This is a genomic window from Myxococcales bacterium (assembly GCA_016712525.1).
Lineage (GTDB): Bacteria > Myxococcota_A > Polyangia > Polyangiales > Polyangiaceae > JAAFHV01.
Genome location: JADJQX010000007.1, coordinates 1,991,728 through 2,006,538 on the forward strand (window position 1 = coordinate 1,991,728; position 14,811 = coordinate 2,006,538).

At 70.4% G+C, this 14,811-nt stretch carries 16 protein-coding genes and 1 pseudogene; 14 read left to right on the forward strand and 3 right to left on the reverse strand.

The window, feature by feature from the left end:
- Positions 1–27 precede the first annotated feature (27 nt).
- The 14 genes and pseudogenes from IPK71_25525 (at position 28) to IPK71_25590 (ending at position 10,167) form a co-directional block, all read left to right on the forward strand.
- Positions 28–219: a biotin/lipoyl-binding protein gene (locus IPK71_25525; GenBank protein MBK8217100.1), complete on the forward strand. Its 192-nt coding sequence runs from the start codon at positions 28–30 to the stop codon at positions 217–219.
- A 4-nt stretch (positions 220–223) separates the two neighbouring features.
- The gene (locus tag IPK71_25530; protein MBK8217101.1) at positions 224–1,030 is read left to right on the forward strand and encodes a hypothetical protein; all 807 of its coding nucleotides are present in this window, start codon (positions 224–226) and stop codon (positions 1,028–1,030) included.
- A 65-nt stretch (positions 1,031–1,095) separates the two neighbouring features.
- Entirely contained in the window at positions 1,096–2,706 is a 1,611-nt protein-coding gene (locus tag IPK71_25535; protein MBK8217102.1) for a tetratricopeptide repeat protein, read from the forward strand.
- 159 nt (positions 2,707–2,865) lie between these two features.
- Positions 2,866–3,609, forward strand: coding sequence for a CDP-diacylglycerol--glycerol-3-phosphate 3-phosphatidyltransferase (pgsA, locus tag IPK71_25540; protein MBK8217103.1), 744 nt, complete (start codon positions 2,866–2,868; stop codon positions 3,607–3,609).
- 64 nt (positions 3,610–3,673) lie between these two features.
- On the forward strand, positions 3,674–4,120 hold the full coding sequence (locus IPK71_25545) for a hypothetical protein (protein ID MBK8217104.1): 447 nt from the start codon (positions 3,674–3,676) through the stop codon (positions 4,118–4,120).
- Between the two features lie 4 nt (positions 4,121–4,124).
- A complete protein-coding gene (locus IPK71_25550; protein ID MBK8217105.1) occupies positions 4,125–4,388 on the forward strand; it encodes a flagellar biosynthetic protein FliQ in 264 nt (87 codons plus the stop codon).
- A gap of 93 nt (positions 4,389–4,481) precedes the next feature.
- The gene (locus IPK71_25555) at positions 4,482–5,165 is read left to right on the forward strand and encodes a TetR/AcrR family transcriptional regulator (protein MBK8217106.1); all 684 of its coding nucleotides are present in this window, start codon (positions 4,482–4,484) and stop codon (positions 5,163–5,165) included.
- Complete coding sequence (gene genX / locus IPK71_25560) at positions 5,162–6,103, forward strand: EF-P lysine aminoacylase GenX (protein MBK8217107.1); 942 nt, start codon at positions 5,162–5,164, stop codon at positions 6,101–6,103. The genes IPK71_25555 and genX overlap by 4 nt, the downstream gene beginning before the upstream one ends.
- 93 nt (positions 6,104–6,196) lie before the next feature.
- Positions 6,197–7,414 (forward strand): molybdopterin molybdotransferase MoeA, encoded by a 1,218-nt coding sequence (locus IPK71_25565; protein MBK8217108.1) that lies wholly within the window; start codon positions 6,197–6,199, stop codon positions 7,412–7,414.
- A complete protein-coding gene (gene moaC, locus IPK71_25570) occupies positions 7,411–7,920 on the forward strand; it encodes a cyclic pyranopterin monophosphate synthase MoaC (protein MBK8217109.1) in 510 nt (169 codons plus the stop codon). The genes IPK71_25565 and moaC overlap by 4 nt, the downstream gene beginning before the upstream one ends.
- Positions 7,917–8,354: pseudogene (locus tag IPK71_25575) on the forward strand (molybdenum cofactor biosynthesis protein MoaE). The gene moaC and the pseudogene IPK71_25575 overlap by 4 nt, the downstream one beginning before the upstream one ends.
- A gap of 90 nt (positions 8,355–8,444) precedes the next feature.
- Positions 8,445–8,921, forward strand: a complete 477-nt coding sequence (locus tag IPK71_25580) for a molybdenum cofactor biosynthesis protein MoaB (protein ID MBK8217110.1) — start codon at positions 8,445–8,447, stop codon at positions 8,919–8,921.
- Positions 8,918–9,166 (forward strand): molybdopterin converting factor subunit 1, encoded by a 249-nt coding sequence (gene moaD, locus IPK71_25585; GenBank protein MBK8217111.1) that lies wholly within the window; start codon positions 8,918–8,920, stop codon positions 9,164–9,166. The genes IPK71_25580 and moaD overlap by 4 nt, the downstream gene beginning before the upstream one ends.
- Positions 9,167–9,168: 2 nt before the next feature.
- Positions 9,169–10,167, forward strand: a complete 999-nt coding sequence (locus tag IPK71_25590; GenBank protein MBK8217112.1) for a radical SAM protein — start codon at positions 9,169–9,171, stop codon at positions 10,165–10,167.
- Positions 10,168–10,182: 15 nt separating this feature from the next.
- Here the strand turns inward: IPK71_25590 and IPK71_25595 are convergent, their stop codons facing one another.
- The 3 genes from IPK71_25595 to IPK71_25605 form a co-directional block, all read right to left on the reverse strand.
- Positions 10,183–12,039 (reverse strand): DNA mismatch repair protein MutS, encoded by a 1,857-nt coding sequence (locus IPK71_25595; protein ID MBK8217113.1) that lies wholly within the window; start codon positions 12,037–12,039, stop codon positions 10,183–10,185.
- A 124-nt stretch (positions 12,040–12,163) separates the two neighbouring features.
- Complete coding sequence (locus IPK71_25600; GenBank protein ID MBK8217114.1) at positions 12,164–12,448, reverse strand: hypothetical protein; 285 nt, start codon at positions 12,446–12,448, stop codon at positions 12,164–12,166.
- Positions 12,449–12,598: 150 nt separating this feature from the next.
- A complete protein-coding gene (locus IPK71_25605; GenBank protein MBK8217115.1) occupies positions 12,599–14,797 on the reverse strand; it encodes a S9 family peptidase in 2,199 nt (732 codons plus the stop codon).
- Positions 14,798–14,811: the final 14 nt, after the last annotated feature.

The window sequence follows — 14,811 nt, forward strand, 5'->3', positions numbered from 1 at the left end:
GGCAACGACAAGGGCGTGCGCGCGCCCATGCCCGGCCGCGTGGTGCGCGTCATGGTCAAGCCCGGCGACACCGTCGAGCGTGGGCAGGCCCTGCTCGTGCTCGAGGCCATGAAGATGGAAAACGAAGTGAAGGCGAAGGACACGGCCACCGTGGCCGAGGTGCACGTCGCCGAGGGCGCCACCGTCGAGGCCAACGCCAAGCTCGTCACGCTCGAGTAAGCGAGTGACTGAACGCAGCCCCTCGCCCCCCCCGGCCGACCGGCCGCTCGATCCGACGACGGCGTCGGGGGTCGCCAAGATCGGCGCAGGAGGGCTCTTCTTCTTCGCCGCGTCCCTCTTCGCGGGGGGCATCCTGTCGGCGTACGGGCTCGTCGCGGTCGTCGCGAAGGCCATCATCGCCGAGATCGGGCTCTCGCGGCTCGGCGTCGCGTGGGCCGACGATCCCGAGGAGGCCGCGCCTTCGAGCACGAAGAACGTGCTGCGAGGGGTCGGCATGGGGCTCTCGGCGGCGGTGCTCGCGGCCCTCGCGGCCTTCGTGCTCGGCCGCGCTCACTTCGAGCCCGGAGGCCTCGTGCTCGCCACGCTCGGGACGGGGCTCGTCTCCGCGGGGGCCACCGCGGTCGCGCACGAGCTCTTCTTCCGTGGCCTCGTGCTCAAGCTCACCTCGCGCATCGCGTCGACGGCGCTGCGTGTGGTCGCGTGTGGGGCGGCCGAGGCCGCGTTCGCGTTCGGTCAACCCGGCGCCACGGTGCTCGAGGCGGCGGTGCTCGGCACGTTGGGCGGCATCACCGCGTGCCTGTGGCTCCGCGATCGCGCCGCGTACACGGCCATCGGAGCCCACGCCGGGTGGCTCTTCGGGACGCGCGCCGTCTTTCGGGGTGGCCTCTTCGAGCTCGCCGGGAGCGCCTCGTTCATGGGCGGCCTCGGCGCGGGCGCCTTCTCCGGTGGCGCGTCGTGGCTCGTGCTCGCGTGCGCGCTCGTGGCCGCCGCAGCCTCCCTCCGCGCCTCGCGCGCCGCCGCGCGCGCGTGACACGTCGGCCCCGTGGCGGTTTCTCGTCGCGACGACCGGATTGCGGCTAAGCTTTCGACCATCCGATGGGGTCCTCCCGAGACGCGACCGCCGATGGGCGACGACGCGAGCCGCACCAGGCTCCGCGCCCCTACGCCGAGGGCGAGATGCCCCGGGACGGGAACGACGAGGACTTCCTCTTCCATCTCTTCCGCGGGAGCGAGCTCCTCCAAGACGGGCGCGAGCTCGAGGCCAAAGAGGAGCTCGAACAAGCCCTCATGCGGAAACCCGGCGACGAGAAGGGCCAGGACCTCCTCGCCTTCGTCTACTTCCGCATCGGCATCTACCCCCGCGCGATCGCCATCTACGAGCACCTCCGCCAGAAGAGCCCGCACGATCCGGCCCTCCACCTGAACCTCTCGCTCTGTTACCTGAAGACCGGTCAGCCCGAGCGCGCGCGCGACGAGCTCGAGGCGCTGGTCGCGGCCCATGCCGACCACCCTCGCGCGTGGGGCTACCTGGGGCTCGCTTTGGAGCGGCTCGGCGACTACGCCCGCGCGCAGCAGGCGTTCGAGAAGAGCGGTCACGCCCACCTCGCCCGTCGCATGATGGAGCGCGCCGCCGCGAAGCCCGATGCCCTTCGGCCGAACCTCGGGTCCGAGCCCGCGCGTGACGTGCGCGCCTTCGCCAAGGAGGCCTACGAAGAGCTCGACGCGGGACAGCTCGACTTCGCCCTCGCCGAGCCCCACGCGAGCAGCCGCGAGGTCGAAGATTGGCGCGCGATCGAGCTCGGAGGGCATCCTCCGAGCACCCGCGATGGTCCGCCCGGCGGGGTCGCGTCGATGGCCTCTCCCGTGTCTCTCGCCGAGCCCGTCCGGAGGCGCCAGACCCTGGTCGTCGCACCTCCACCACCAGGCACCCACATCGACACGTTCTTGGTCGCGCCCCCGTCGCGTGTGCCCGTCCCCGTGTCCGAGCCGTCGATCACCTGGACGTCACGCCCCGCCGAGGTCGCCCATGCCGCGGTGCCGCCGAGCGTGCGTGCCCCCGCGAGCGTGTTTCCTCCGCCCTCGGCGTCGCAGTTCGCGAAGGCCGCGCAGCTCGTGCCGCGCGACGAGGGCGCGGTGTCCTTGCACGGCAACGGCTCGGTCATCGCGCGACCGACACGCACGCGGCCGTTCGCCACGCGCCTCGAGGCGATAAGGACGATGACCGGGGCGCTCGACTCGAAAATTCTCGAACGAAAACGCGACGGCGCCTCCGTCGGGGAGACGTTCGGCGGCCTCGGGAGCCCCCTCGTCGAGCTCGCCGGCGACGGGCAGGTCATCGTCGGTCCGAAGCCCGGCCACGTCCTCTCGAGCTTCGTGCTCGAAGGTGTACCTTGCACGCTTCGTGAGGACCGCGTGCTCGGGTTCGAGCTCGGGCTCGTGTACGAGAACGACAAGCTGGTCTTGCCCTCCGCCGAGCTGCGCACGGTTCGGTTCTCGGGAGCGGGGGCGCTCGTCATCGAGGCGCAGAGCCCCATCGCCACGATCGAGGTCGCCCACGACCGCCCCGTCGTCGCCCGGCGAGAGGTGGTGGTGGGTTGGCTCGGGCACCTCGACGTGGCCCCGGTGCTCCCCGCCGACGCGCCGGGCGCCCACCACGGTCTTTTGCGGCTCACGGGCTCGGGCAGCGTGCTGGTCTCGGGCCTGTGACGCTCATGCCGCGCCGAACGCCCTGCCGAGACGAGCCTTCGAGCCGCGCTTGCCCCGTCTCTCGTGCTGCTCTAGGGTCCGCCCCACGCGAAGGAGCCGATGCGCTCGCTCGCCGAACGGTCCGAGGCGCTTCGCCGTCCGCCGTGCACGGAGATCCACATGGCACGCGCCGATAGCTCCCACGTCGAGACGACCCCGCGCCGGAGGAGGAGCTCGCTCGCCGAGGACGCTCTGAACCTGCCGAACCTCATCACGTTCGCGCGCATCCTCATGATCCCGCTGTGCCTCTGGTTCCTCCAGTCGAACACGCCGCGGGGGTGCTTCTTCTCGGCGCTCGTCTTCACGTTCGCCGCCCTCACCGACGCGCTCGACGGCTACCTCGCCCGAAAAATGGGCATCGTGAGCGTGCTCGGCAAGTTCATGGACCCGCTGGCCGACAAGCTCATCGTGATGGCCTCGCTCGTGTGGCTCGTGCCGCTGGGTCGCATCCCGGCGTGGGTGGTCGTGCTGATCCTCGGCCGCGAGATCACCATCACGGGCCTTCGGTCCGTGGCCGCGAGCGAAGGCGTGGTCATCTCCGCCGGCAGCGAGGGAAAAACCAAAACAGCGCTGCAAATGGTCGGAATCATTGCCATTCTCGTCGGCTTTCCGTACCGCCTGAACTACCTCGGGCTCGTCGACCTCGGCGTCGTCGATCTCGCCAAGGTGGGCCGCGCCCTCGTCTATCTGTCGCTCGTGTTCTCGGTCGCGAGCGCCATCGACTACGTGAGGCTCTTCGGCGCGGCCGTCGAAGCCAAGGAAGAGAAGCGCAAGAAGCGGCGGAGAGAGGCGGCCGAGGGGCTGGCGGTAGGCCCCGACGAGTCCCACGACTCGTCGTCGGTGCTCCCGGACGAGCCCAGCTGACGCCCAGGGAGGCCGTGGCATCACGCCTTGCCAAGCCTTCGGCTCCTATGCGAAGGTCCGCGCCATGAACGCTTCCTTGTCGGGAAAGCTCGCCTCCTCGCGCGTGCGGGCGCTCTTCGCCTTCGTGGGCCTCGGCCTCGCCGCGCTCGTCGCCGTGGCCGAGGGAGCCTGCTCGAACCAGTCCGAAGGCCAGCGGTGCAGCACGCTCGGCGAGAACGGCGGAAGCGACGATTGCCAATCGCCGCTCGTCTGCAAACAAAAGTCGCTCCTGAACGGGGCACAAGACGACCTCTGCTGCCCCCAGAACCCCGCCCAGGCGACCGTGCCGGCGTGCCAGAGCCCTTCGAGCGACGCGAGCATCCCTCCTTCGCCGAGCGACGCGGGCGACGCGGCGACCGATGCCCCCGCGACCGACGGCGGCGACGGTGGGACCGACTCGAGCTCCCCGCCGGCCGACGGCGGCGACGCGGGCCCAGGCAACGACGGCTCCGCCGACGCCGCGACCGACTGAGCCCATGCCAGCCGATGCCCTCGTCGGCGAGGCGCGCACGGCGCTCCTCCTCGCGCTCCTCGTGGTCGCGCCGGTCCTCGCGGCGGTGGCGGCCGTAGGCGTGGTCGTGGGCGCGATCCAAGGCTCGACCCAGATTCAAGACGCCTCGGTGCCGCACGCGGCGCGCCTCTTCGCGGCCGGGGCCGTGCTCGTCATGGTCGGGCCGTGGATGGGCCACGAGATCGCCTCGTTCGCGAGCCACGTGCTCGGGCTCATCGCCCACCGCTGAGGCCGCGCGGCTGCCCGAAGCGCCTTGGGTAGCAAAGAGGCCGACGCCCCGGGCGCGTTGACCCCCGGGCGGAGCTTTGGTACCCACGACGAAGTGACTGAATCGTCATTCACCACGCGAAAGCGCGCCAGGGCCACCCCGAAGCCGAAGGCTCGCGCCCCGAAGGCGCCCCCGAAAGAGGAGGCCGAGCGCCCCCGAAGGAGCGGGGACAAACGCGAGCGCATCCTCGCGGCGGCGGTGCGGGTCTTCGCCAAGAACGGCTTCTACGCGACGCGCGTCAGCGAGGTGGCCAAGGCCGCCGGTGTCGCCGACGGCACGATCTACCTCTATTTCCGCTCGAAGGACGAGCTGCTCGTGTCGCTCTTCGAGGACCGGGTCGAGAAGCTGCTCGCGTTCATGAAACGAGAGCTCCCGCTCCGCAAGGACGCGCGTGAGCGGCTGCGCGCCGTGATCGAGCTCCAGCTCGGCTTGCTCGAGGACGAGCGTGATCTCGCCGAGGTGATCACGGTCATCTTGCGCCAGTCGACGAAGCTCATGAAGGAGTTCGCCGCGCCTCGGTTCATGGCTTACCTCGACGCGATCGCGAAGGTGGTGGCCGAGGGGCAGGCCGAAGGTGTGTTTCGCTCGGACGTGTCGCCGGGCCTCGTCGCGAGGGCGACCTTCGGCGCGCTCGATGGCATCGCGCTCACCTGGGCGCTCGGCCGCGCGGAGCAAGGAGCGCTCGGCCGCGCCGCACGTCAGCTCGCCGACATCATCTTGAGGGGCCTCGAGGCGTGAGCGCGCGTCACGGCCGCCTCGAGGCGCGCGCGCGGGTGCTCGCCGACGTGCGCGCGTTCTTCGATTCGCGCGGGTACCTCGAGGTCGAGACGCCGTGCCTCGTGCCCTCGCCCGGGCTCGACGTGCACCTCGCGGCCTTCGAGGTCGCGACCTCGTCGAAGAACCGGTACCTGCACACGTCGCCCGAGTACCAGATGAAGCGACTCCTCTCCGAGCGCGCCTCGCGCGGAGAGCCGAGCTCACGCCTCTACCAGGTGACGCGGGCGTACCGCCGTGACGAGCAAGGCGAACGGCACAACCCCGAGTTCACGATCCTCGAATTTTATCGGGCCCCCGGCGCCATGGCCGACACCATGCGCGACACGGAGCAGCTCGTCGCGAAGGTGACCGGAGGCGAGGTGCGGCTCGGAGCGCGACGCATCACGACGCGCCCGCCGTTCGCGCGGATGACCGTGGCCGAGGCCTTCGCGACGTACGCGGACGTCGACGAAGAGGCGATGCTCGAGCTCGCGACGAACGACGAGGACACGTTCTACCGGCTGCTCGTCGAGCGCGTGGAGCCCCGCCTCGCCCTACGAGACGACGCCGTGTTCCTCACGCACTACCCTGCGACGCAAGCCTCACTCGCTCGAAAAACCGAGCACAATCCTGCACTTGCGGAGCGATACGAGCTCTACGTCGCCGGGGTCGAGCTGTGCAACGGGTTCGGCGAGCTCACGTGCGAAGGCGAACAACGCGCTCGCTTCGAGAAGGACCTCGAGCAGCGCGCGGCCCTCGGCCTCCCGCTCTACCCGATCGACGAGCGGTTTCTCGAGGCGCTCGCTCGAGGGCTCCCGCCGTGCTCGGGCAACGCGATAGGCCTCGACCGCCTCGCGGCCCTCGCGAACGGGAGCACGGCCATCGCGGACGTGCTCGCGTTCCCCCACGACGACCTCTGAACGTCGACACGTTCCCGAGCGCGAGCACGTCTTGATGAGCTCGCCCCGGCCACCTCACGAGCGCCGGCGTCGTGCTAGGGTCTCGGCCGTCGTATGTCCCTTTTGTCCTTCGAAGACGCCACGGAGCGCCTCCTCGCGCTAGCCACGCGCACGGGCCCGACCGCCGAGCGCATCCCCCTCGACGACGCCGACGGCAGAGTCCTCGCCGAGGACGTGACCGCGCGTGTCGACACCCCGGCGTTCGATCACTCGACCATGGACGGGTATGCCGTGCTCGCCGAGACGATCGCTCAAGGCGGCGCGTCGCTCGAGGTCCACGGCGAGAGCCGCGCGGGTCACCCCGTGCCGCCGCTCGCCCGAGGGACGACGATGCGCATCTTCACGGGCGCGAGGCTCCCGGAGGGCGCCGACGCCGTGGTCATGCAAGAGAACGTGACCGTGAGCTCCGGGCGCGCATCGTTCTCCGAGCGCCCCGCCGTCGGCACGGCCGTACGCTACCGCGCGAGCGATCTTCGCGTAGGGGACGTCGCGCTCCGGCGAGGCTCGAGGCTCGGCCCCGCCGATCTCGCCCTCGCGGCGACCTGCGACGTCGGCGCGGTCACGGTGGCGCGCCGCCCTCGGGTCACCGTGCTCACGAACGGCGACGAGCTCCGCAGCCCAGGGAGCGAAGGCCCCGCGGGGACCCTCCCCGAGAGCAACGGGATCGCGATCGCGACCATGGCGCGGCGCGCGGGCGCGGTGGTCACACGAGGCGCGACCTTGCCCGACGATCGCGCCGTCGTCGCGAAGGCCCTCGACGAGGCGCTCGCGTCGGCCGACCTCGTGATCACGATCGGCGGAGTGAGCGTGGGCGACCACGACGTCATCAAGGGCGCGCTCGCCGACGCGGGTGTCACGCTCGATTTCTGGCGCGTCGCCATCAAGCCAGGAAAGCCCCTCGCGGTCGGCTCGCGTGGGGCCGCCATCGTGCTCGGATTGCCTGGAAATCCAGCCTCGGCGATGGTCACGTTCGGGCTCTTCGGCGTCCCGCTCGTGCGCGCGCTCGCGGGGGACTTCGCGCCTCGGCCCCTCCCTCGGCCCGCCGTTCTCGGGCACGCGCTCGCCCACGAGCCCGGACGCATGGAGCTCGTGCGTGCACGCGTCGAGACCGAAGGCACGAAGCGCGTCGCGCGAGCCGTGAAACACCAAGCGAGCGGCGCCGGAATCGGCATGAGCGTGGCCAACGCGCTCGTGGTCGTGCCCCGCGAGAGCCGCGGCCTCGACGAAGGCGCCGTCGTCGAGACCTACCCCTTCGAGGAGCTCTGTCTATGACCGAGAAGCTCACCCACGTCGACGAACGCGGCGCGATGCGCATGGTCGACGTCGGCGACAAGGAGGTCACCTCGCGCCTCGCCATGGCGCGCGCCGTAGTCACCATGGAAGCCTCGACGGCGAGGCTCCTCCGTGACGGCAAAACGCCGAAGGGCGACGTGCTCGCGGCCGTGCGCCTCGCGGGCATCATGGGAGCAAAAAACACGAGCACTATCGTACCCTTGTGCCACCCCATCGCGCTGTCCAAGGTCGAGGTCGAGGTCGAGGTAGGGAGGGCCTCGGCGACCATCACGACGCGCGTGCGGTGCGAGGGGAAGACGGGCGTCGAGATGGAGGCCCTCACCGCCGCGAGCGCCGCGGCCCTTTGCCTCTACGACATGCTCAAGGCCAAGGACCGCGGCATGACGTTCGAGGTCGCGCTGCTCCACAAAGAGGGCGGCAAGAGCGGCGTCTTCACGCGCGCTGCGAGCACGAAAAAGGGCGCACCGCGAAAGGGCACACGATGAAGGTCTTCCTCTCGGCCGAACCGCTGTCCGTGGATGCCGTCCGCGCGGAGGTCGCGCACGCGGGCGCCGGAGCGGTGGCGCTTTTTCTGGGGCTCGTGCGTGACGAGAACGAAGGGCGCGACGTGACGCTCCTCGAGTACTCCGCCTACGAGCCCATGGCACTCTCGGAGATGCGACGCATCGCCGAGGCCATCGAGGCCGAGCGCCCGGGCGTGCGCGTCGCCGTCGCGCATCGGACCGGAGAGCTCGGCGTGGGCGATCTCGCGGTCGTGTGCGCGGCGAGCTCGAAGCACAGGCCCGACGCGTTCTGGGCGTGCCGCGAGGCCATCGATCGCATCAAGGCCGACGTCCCCATTTGGAAGCGTGAGCACGGCCCCGACGGCACCGCCTGGGTCGGCTGGGTCGACGCGCGTTGCGCCCCCGGGGGCCACGGCGACCACGCCCACGCTCACCATGCTCACGGCCACCACGCTCACCACGGTCACGCGCAAGACTCCCATGCCCACGCGAGCGCGAGCGGCACCGTGCTTCGGGTCGCGACGGTGACGGTGAGCGACACGCGGCACGAGGGCAACGATCGATCGGGGGCGGCGCTGCGCGCGGGTCTCGGGGCGTTCTCCCTCACGCCCCACCGCCTCGTGACCGACGATCCCGACCGCATCCGCGAGGCGCTCGGTCTCCTCGTCGACGAAGGCCACGACGCCGTCGTCTTGACGGGAGGCACGGGCATCGCGCCGCGGGACGTCACGGTCGAGACCCTCACCGCCTTCGTCGATCGCCCCCTCGACGGGTTCGGCGAGGCCTTCCGCCGCATCTCGTGGGACGCGATCGGACCGCGGGCGCTCCTCTCACGCGCCACGGCGGGAGTCCGCGGAAAGACTCTCATTTTCGCCGTCCCGGGCAGCCCTCGGGCCGCGGCGCTCGGGGCGCGCCTCGTGTGCGATCTGCTCCCTCACGCGCACGAGGTGCTCGCGGGGCAACCTCACGCGGAGGTCCCATGAAGGTGTCCGTCCTCTTCTTCGCCGTCACCCGCGATCTGGCCGGCACCTCCGAGGCGAGCCTGGACGTGCCCGGCGGTGCGCCCACCGTCGCCGACCTCGTCGTCACGCTCGAGGCCGAGTACCCCGAGCTCCGCGGGCGTATGGGCTCGGTCCGCATCGCGAAGAACGAGCGCTTCGCCAAGCCGGACGAGGCCCTCCACGAAGGAGACGTCATCGCCCTCGTCCCTCCCGTGTCCGGAGGATGAAGGTGCGCGCGCTCCCCGTCCTCGACGCCCCGAAGGCGAACCGCGCCGACCCACGCTCGGTGCGCCTCTCGCTCACGGACCGATGCGATTTGGCGTGCGTCTACTGCCGGCCCGACAAACGCGACGGCTACTTCGAAGAGACCTTGGACCTCGCCGCGTTCACGGCGCTCTTGCGCGGCCTCCACGCCGGGGGCGTGCGGAGGGTGCGCATCACGGGCGGCGAGCCGCTCCTCTCTCCCCTCGTCGTCGATGCGGTTCGCGCCATTCGGGACGTCGGCTTCGAGGACGTCGCCCTCACCACGAACGCGACGCGCCTCTCGAGGCTCGCCGAGCCGCTCCTCGAGGCCGGTCTCCAACGGCTCAACGTATCGCTCGACACGCTCGACGAGACACGGTTCGAGCGCATCACGCGCGGAGGCAAGCTCGCCACGGTGCTCGCCGGCATCGAGGCGATGGTCGCCCTCCCCTTCGCCGAGAAGAAGCTCAACGTGGTGGTGGTCCGCGGCGAGAACGACGACGAGCTCGAGAGCCTCACGCGTTTCGCGTGGGCGCGCGGGATAACGCCTCGGTTCCTCGAGGTGATGGCGATCGGCGAAGGTGCGAACCTCTCGCACAAGGTGGTCTCGTACGCGGAGCAACGCGCTCGCCTCGCCCACTTGCTGGAGGACGACCGCCCGGAGCGCGATTTGGACCGCGGCCCCGCGCGCTACGTCCGCGCGCGCAAAGCCTTCGGGCCGCAGCGCGTGGGCTTCATCACCGGCACGACCGACACCTACTGCGACGGGTGCGACCGGCTAAGGGTCGCGGCCGACGGCACACTTCGGCCCTGTCTCGCCAAGAACGAAGGGGTCTCGGCCGCCGACGAGGCCGCGCGCGGCGATGTCGAGGCGGTACGGCGTCGCCTCACCGAAGCCTGGGAAATGAAGCCCGACGGCGAGACCTTCCGCGGGTGCACCGAGCCCTCGGCGCGCGAGGTCTCGATCCGCAAGATCGGCGGTTGAGGCTCGATCGAGGATTCAGGGGCGGTCGTCGGGGACGATCACGTCGAGCCCGACGATCCGCATGAGGCGCAGGGCGTTCGAGCTCTGCACGACCCCCTGCCGGAGAGCGTAGTCGAACGTCATCGTCTCGCCGTCGACCTGCTCTTCGAAGTGCACGTTCCTGACCTTGCCCGCGTGCTCCTGCTCGAGGTCGCCGAGCGCGAGATCGTGGGTGGAGACGGCCCCCGAAGCCCCGCACGCGACGAGCTCGTTCACGAGGGCGCGCGCGCCGATGAGGCGCTCACGGGTGTTGGTCCCGTGCAGGATCTCGTCGAGCAAGAAGAACGCGCAGACCTCCGAGCCCTTCGTCCGTCGCGCCAGGTCGAGCACGATCTTGAGCTTCTTCAGCTCGGCGTAGAAGCGCGACACCCCCTCGTCGAGCGAGTCACGGACGCGCATGCTCGTCGCGACCACGAAGCGACCGATGACGAGGCGCTCGGCGCACACGGGCGCCCCGGTCCGGGCGAGGACGGCGTTCGTGCCGAGGGCGCGGAGGAGCGTCGATTTCCCGGACATGTTGGACCCGGTCACGACGAGGGAGGCGCCACGACCGGAGAGAGACACGTCGTTGCCGACACGCTTCCCCGGAGCGAGGAGCGGATGACCGAGCTTCTTCGCCTCGAAGACGGGCTCCTCGGCGAGCTCGGGGTATGCGAACCCGGGGTTCTCGAACGCGAACGTCGCGAGGCTCGCGGACGCTTCCATCTCGGAGAGCGCCGAGAACCACGAGGGCGCGGAGGCCCCCACGCGGGCACGCCACGCCTCGAGCGCGATGGCGCAGTGCACGTCCCATAGGAGGACGGGCGAGACGAAGATCCGAAAAAACTCGTTCTCGCGCGCGTCGACGAAGCCGACGATGCGACCGAGGCGCTTCATTTCGGTGGTGGCGCTCACGCCGCCCTCGGACACGAGCACCGCGCGCAGCGCGACGAGCGCTTTCGACGAGAACGACGCCCCCTCGATGCGCGAGAGCATCTCGCCGTACCGACCGAGCGCGCTCTCCTTGGACGAAGCCGCGGCGAGGGCCTTGTCGGCCCGGGAACGGAAGCTCCGCGTGAGCACGAGGCCCACGACGAGGGGCACCGCGAAGACGCCCATCGGCACGACATGGAGCTGCCCGAGCACGAGCAACGTGAGGGTGGCGAGTGGCACGAGGAACGCCGCGGCGCGGAGGCCGGGCCCCGCGTCGTTCTTGTGGATCTCGGCCGCCCACGCGCCGAAGGGGGAAGGATCGGGTTTGTCGTCCCCGAGCATGGCCCCCGACACGGCGAGCTTCTCGCGGAGGTCGTGGAGCCGAGAGAGCTCGCGGATCGCCTCTTGGCGCTCGCGCGTGCGCGCCGGGAGCTCGTCGTCGAGCGCGCCGAGGAGCCACGACGCGAGGAGCGCCTCGCCCTTTCGGGTCGCCGTGCGATCGACGAGCTGGAAGAGAGAGCCCCGACCGAAGAGATCGAGGTCGTCCGCGTACGGGTGCTCGGCGGCCTCTTTCGAGAAGCGCTCTCCGGCGCCGGTGTCGCGTTTCCAGTCCCCCGCGAGGCGCGCGAGCCCGCCCTCGAAGTAGCGCACGGCCGCCTCGGCACGCTCGAGCGCCTCGAGGATCCGAGCGTGCGAGACGACGAGCACGAAGAACCCGGCGAGGAAGCCGAGCGGCCCCACCCACGCGAGGCTCGGGAGCTTGCCCCCGACGATGAGGCCGACGCCGACCACGGCCCCGAGGAAGGTCACGACGCGCGCCGTGGACACGAGATTCGCGCGGGAGCCGAGCTGCGCCGCCGTTCGAGCACGTTCGGCCTTTCGCGCTTCGTAGAGCGAGCTCGGGCCCTCGGGTTCATCCATCGCTCGGACCCTAGCAAAAAACCGAGGTTCGCGCGGGGAGGCGGCGACGTCGACCGGCGGCGCGATCCTTTCGATCGCCGCGATCCGGCTCGCGGCAGCCCCCTTCGCCTCGGGGGCGAGCCCCTCATGCCGCGCGGAGACGCTTCGACGACGAGGAGCGGCGCTGGCCGGTCCGCGGGGCTTTGCGGGCCCTGTCGGCGGCGCTGGCCACGGCGACGGCGAGCCCGAACATGGTGAGGCGCACCTCCTCGGCGCGACGCGTGACGAGACCACCACGAGAGAGCCTGGCGATGGCGGCCCGAAGCTCGGCGGGCTCGGCGGCGACCCGGAGCTCGATCGCGTCGAAGGTCGCGGGAGAGGAGGTGCGGGAGAGGCGGGCGATGGCGCGGAGGATTTGGGTGTCGACCATGGGGAGACCTTACGTTCACCCCTGAACACCTGTCCAAAACCCTGCGTCGATTTTTCGTAATTACACGATATGAATCACTATTTTCGACACCGAACCACTGCGCACCGGGTCAGCTCCCGCCGCGCGTGCAGGTAGGGAAAGCGCGGCTGTTCAGGGGGCCGTCCCGAGCTCGTTCAGGAGGAACGAGAGCTCGTCGGCCATCTCGTCGGCGAGCTTGCCCACGGGTTTTCCGGCGCCGTGGCCCGCCTTCGTCTCGACACGAAGCAGGACCGGTCGGGTCGCGTCCGCTTGGGCCGCACGGAGGCGCGCGGCCATCTTGCGCGCGTGCATCGGGTCGACACGCGAGTCGCTCTCGGCGGTCGTGAAGAGCACCGAGGGGTACCGCGTGCCCGCCTTCACGTGATGGTACGGCGAGTACGACTCGAGGACGGCGCGCGCCTTGGGCTCGTCGGGATCGCCGTACTCGGGGATCCAGAGCTTGCCGATGCGGAATTTGTGGAAGCGGAGCATGTCGGTGAGGGGCACGAGCGAGAGCCCCGCGCGAAAGAGCTCGGGCCGCTGCGTGATCGCGACGGCCACGAGCAGGCCGCCGTTCGAGCCGCCCATCGCGCCGAGCGACTCCCTCGAGGTGATCTTCTCGGCGACGAGCTTCTCGGCGCACGCGTAGTAGTCGTCGAAGACGTTCTGCTTCTTGTCGAGCATCCCGGCGGCGTGCCACGCCTCGCCGTACTCTCCCCCGCCGCGCAAGATGGCGTGCGCCCACACCCCACCACGCGAGAGCACGCTCATCACACGCGCGCTGTACTGCGGGGTCTGGTTCACGTTGAAGCCCCCGTACCCGTAGAGCACCGTCGGGGCCTTCGCGTCGTGCTTGAGCGGCCCCTTGGAGACGACGAAGAGCGGAATCTTCGTGCCGTCCTTCGAGGTGGCGAAGAGGCGCACGACCTCGACGTCGTCGGCCGAGAAGCCGGCTCCCACGCGATCCCACGGGGCGAGCGCGGAGTCCCCGAGCACCTCGACCTTCGGAGGCCTGGCGTAGCTGTCGTGTCGAACGAAGATCTCCTCGCCGTCGAGGCCCACGGCGAGGGACGCCGTCGTCGCAGGGGGGAGCGCGACCTCGCCTTTTCGCGCGCCGTCGCGACCGAAGCGGACGACCTCGGTCTCGGCGTCCTTCAGGTACGTGACGACGATTTCTTTCTTGGTGACGACGACGTCCTCGAGGGTCTCTCGCGCCTCGGGGATCACGGTCTTCCACGACTCTCGCCCTTTGCCGGCGGCGAGGTCGGCGTACGAGACCTGGTAGAGCGCGTAGGTCGGCGCGCCGTCGTTCGTCTGCACGAAGAGCCCCTCGGGGCGTGCGATGGCCGAAAAACGCGCGCGCTTTCCGACGGCCACCGGGATCGTCTTCGCGTTCGGCTGCGTGGCCGAGCGCACGAAGAGCTCGTTTTTGTCCCACCCCATGTGCACGTGGAAGACGAGCCACTTGCCATCGGAGCTGATGCTCACCTGCGGGACGTCGAGCTTGTCGCGGCCCTCCCCGAAGACGAGGGTGTCGTCCTTCGGATCGGCGCCCATCGCGTGGAAGTAGATCTTCGAACCGTATTTCTCGTCGCCCGCGGGCACGGTGCCCTTCTCGGGGTAGCGCGAGTAGTAGAAGCCGGAGCCGTCGGGCTTCCACGCGACCGAGGCGTGGCGCGTGCGGTCGATCGCGAGCGGCAGATCCTTGCCCGTGTCGACGTCGCGCACGTGGAGCACGCTCTCTTCGCTACCGTTCTCGCTGCGACCCCACGCGACGAGCCGACCGTCCCGCGAGGGGTACCACCAGTCGAGCGCGACGGTGCCGTCTTGCGCGAGCGCCGAGACGTCGATGAGCACGCGGTCTTTGCCGTCACGCCCGTCGCGCACGTACAGCGTGGATTGGTTCTGAGCGCCCTCGCGCTTCGTGTGGAAGTACCGGAGCTTGCCCGACGGGGCCTTGCGCACGGCCGGGGCCGACAGCGTACCTACCTGAAGGAACTTCTGGATATCGTTACGGAAAGCGTCGCGCCCGGGGACCTTGTCGAGGTAAGCACGCGTGCGGGCGTTCTCTTCCGCGGTGCGCTTCTTCGTGGCCTCGCTCTCCGCGTCCTCGAGCTCCGCGAAGGGATCGAACCGGTCGAGGCCTGCTCGGCCCGCGCCCGAGAAGACCGCGCTGCCGGAGAAGAGCTCGGGCGACCGCGACGCGAGGGGGAGCGACTCGTCCACCTTGGCGGTCGTGGGAGGCGCCACCACGAGAGGTTTGTGAGCGCCCTCGCACGCGAGCAGGGGGAGCGCGAGGGCGGCGAGCTTGGCCAAGGACCGTCGGTTCATGGGCGCGAAGAATG

Coding starts and splice junctions, on each gene's coding strand:
- IPK71_25525 (MBK8217100.1), top strand. CDS start 28: ATGCCCGGCCGCGTGGTGCGCGTCATGGTCAAGCCCGGCGACACCGTC.
- IPK71_25535 (MBK8217102.1), top strand. CDS start 1,096: ATGGGGTCCTCCCGAGACGCGACCGCCGATGGGCGACGACGCGAGCCG.
- pgsA (MBK8217103.1), top strand. CDS start 2,866: ATGGCACGCGCCGATAGCTCCCACGTCGAGACGACCCCGCGCCGGAGG.
- IPK71_25545 (MBK8217104.1), top strand. CDS start 3,674: ATGAACGCTTCCTTGTCGGGAAAGCTCGCCTCCTCGCGCGTGCGGGCG.
- IPK71_25550 (MBK8217105.1), top strand. CDS start 4,125: ATGCCAGCCGATGCCCTCGTCGGCGAGGCGCGCACGGCGCTCCTCCTC.
- IPK71_25565 (MBK8217108.1), top strand. CDS start 6,197: ATGTCCCTTTTGTCCTTCGAAGACGCCACGGAGCGCCTCCTCGCGCTA.
- moaC (MBK8217109.1), top strand. CDS start 7,411: ATGACCGAGAAGCTCACCCACGTCGACGAACGCGGCGCGATGCGCATG.
- moaD (MBK8217111.1), top strand. CDS start 8,918: ATGAAGGTGTCCGTCCTCTTCTTCGCCGTCACCCGCGATCTGGCCGGC.
- IPK71_25595 (MBK8217113.1), bottom strand. CDS start 12,039: ATGGATGAACCCGAGGGCCCGAGCTCGCTCTACGAAGCGCGAAAGGCC.
- IPK71_25600 (MBK8217114.1), bottom strand. CDS start 12,448: ATGGTCGACACCCAAATCCTCCGCGCCATCGCCCGCCTCTCCCGCACC.
- IPK71_25605 (MBK8217115.1), bottom strand. CDS start 14,797: ATGAACCGACGGTCCTTGGCCAAGCTCGCCGCCCTCGCGCTCCCCCTG.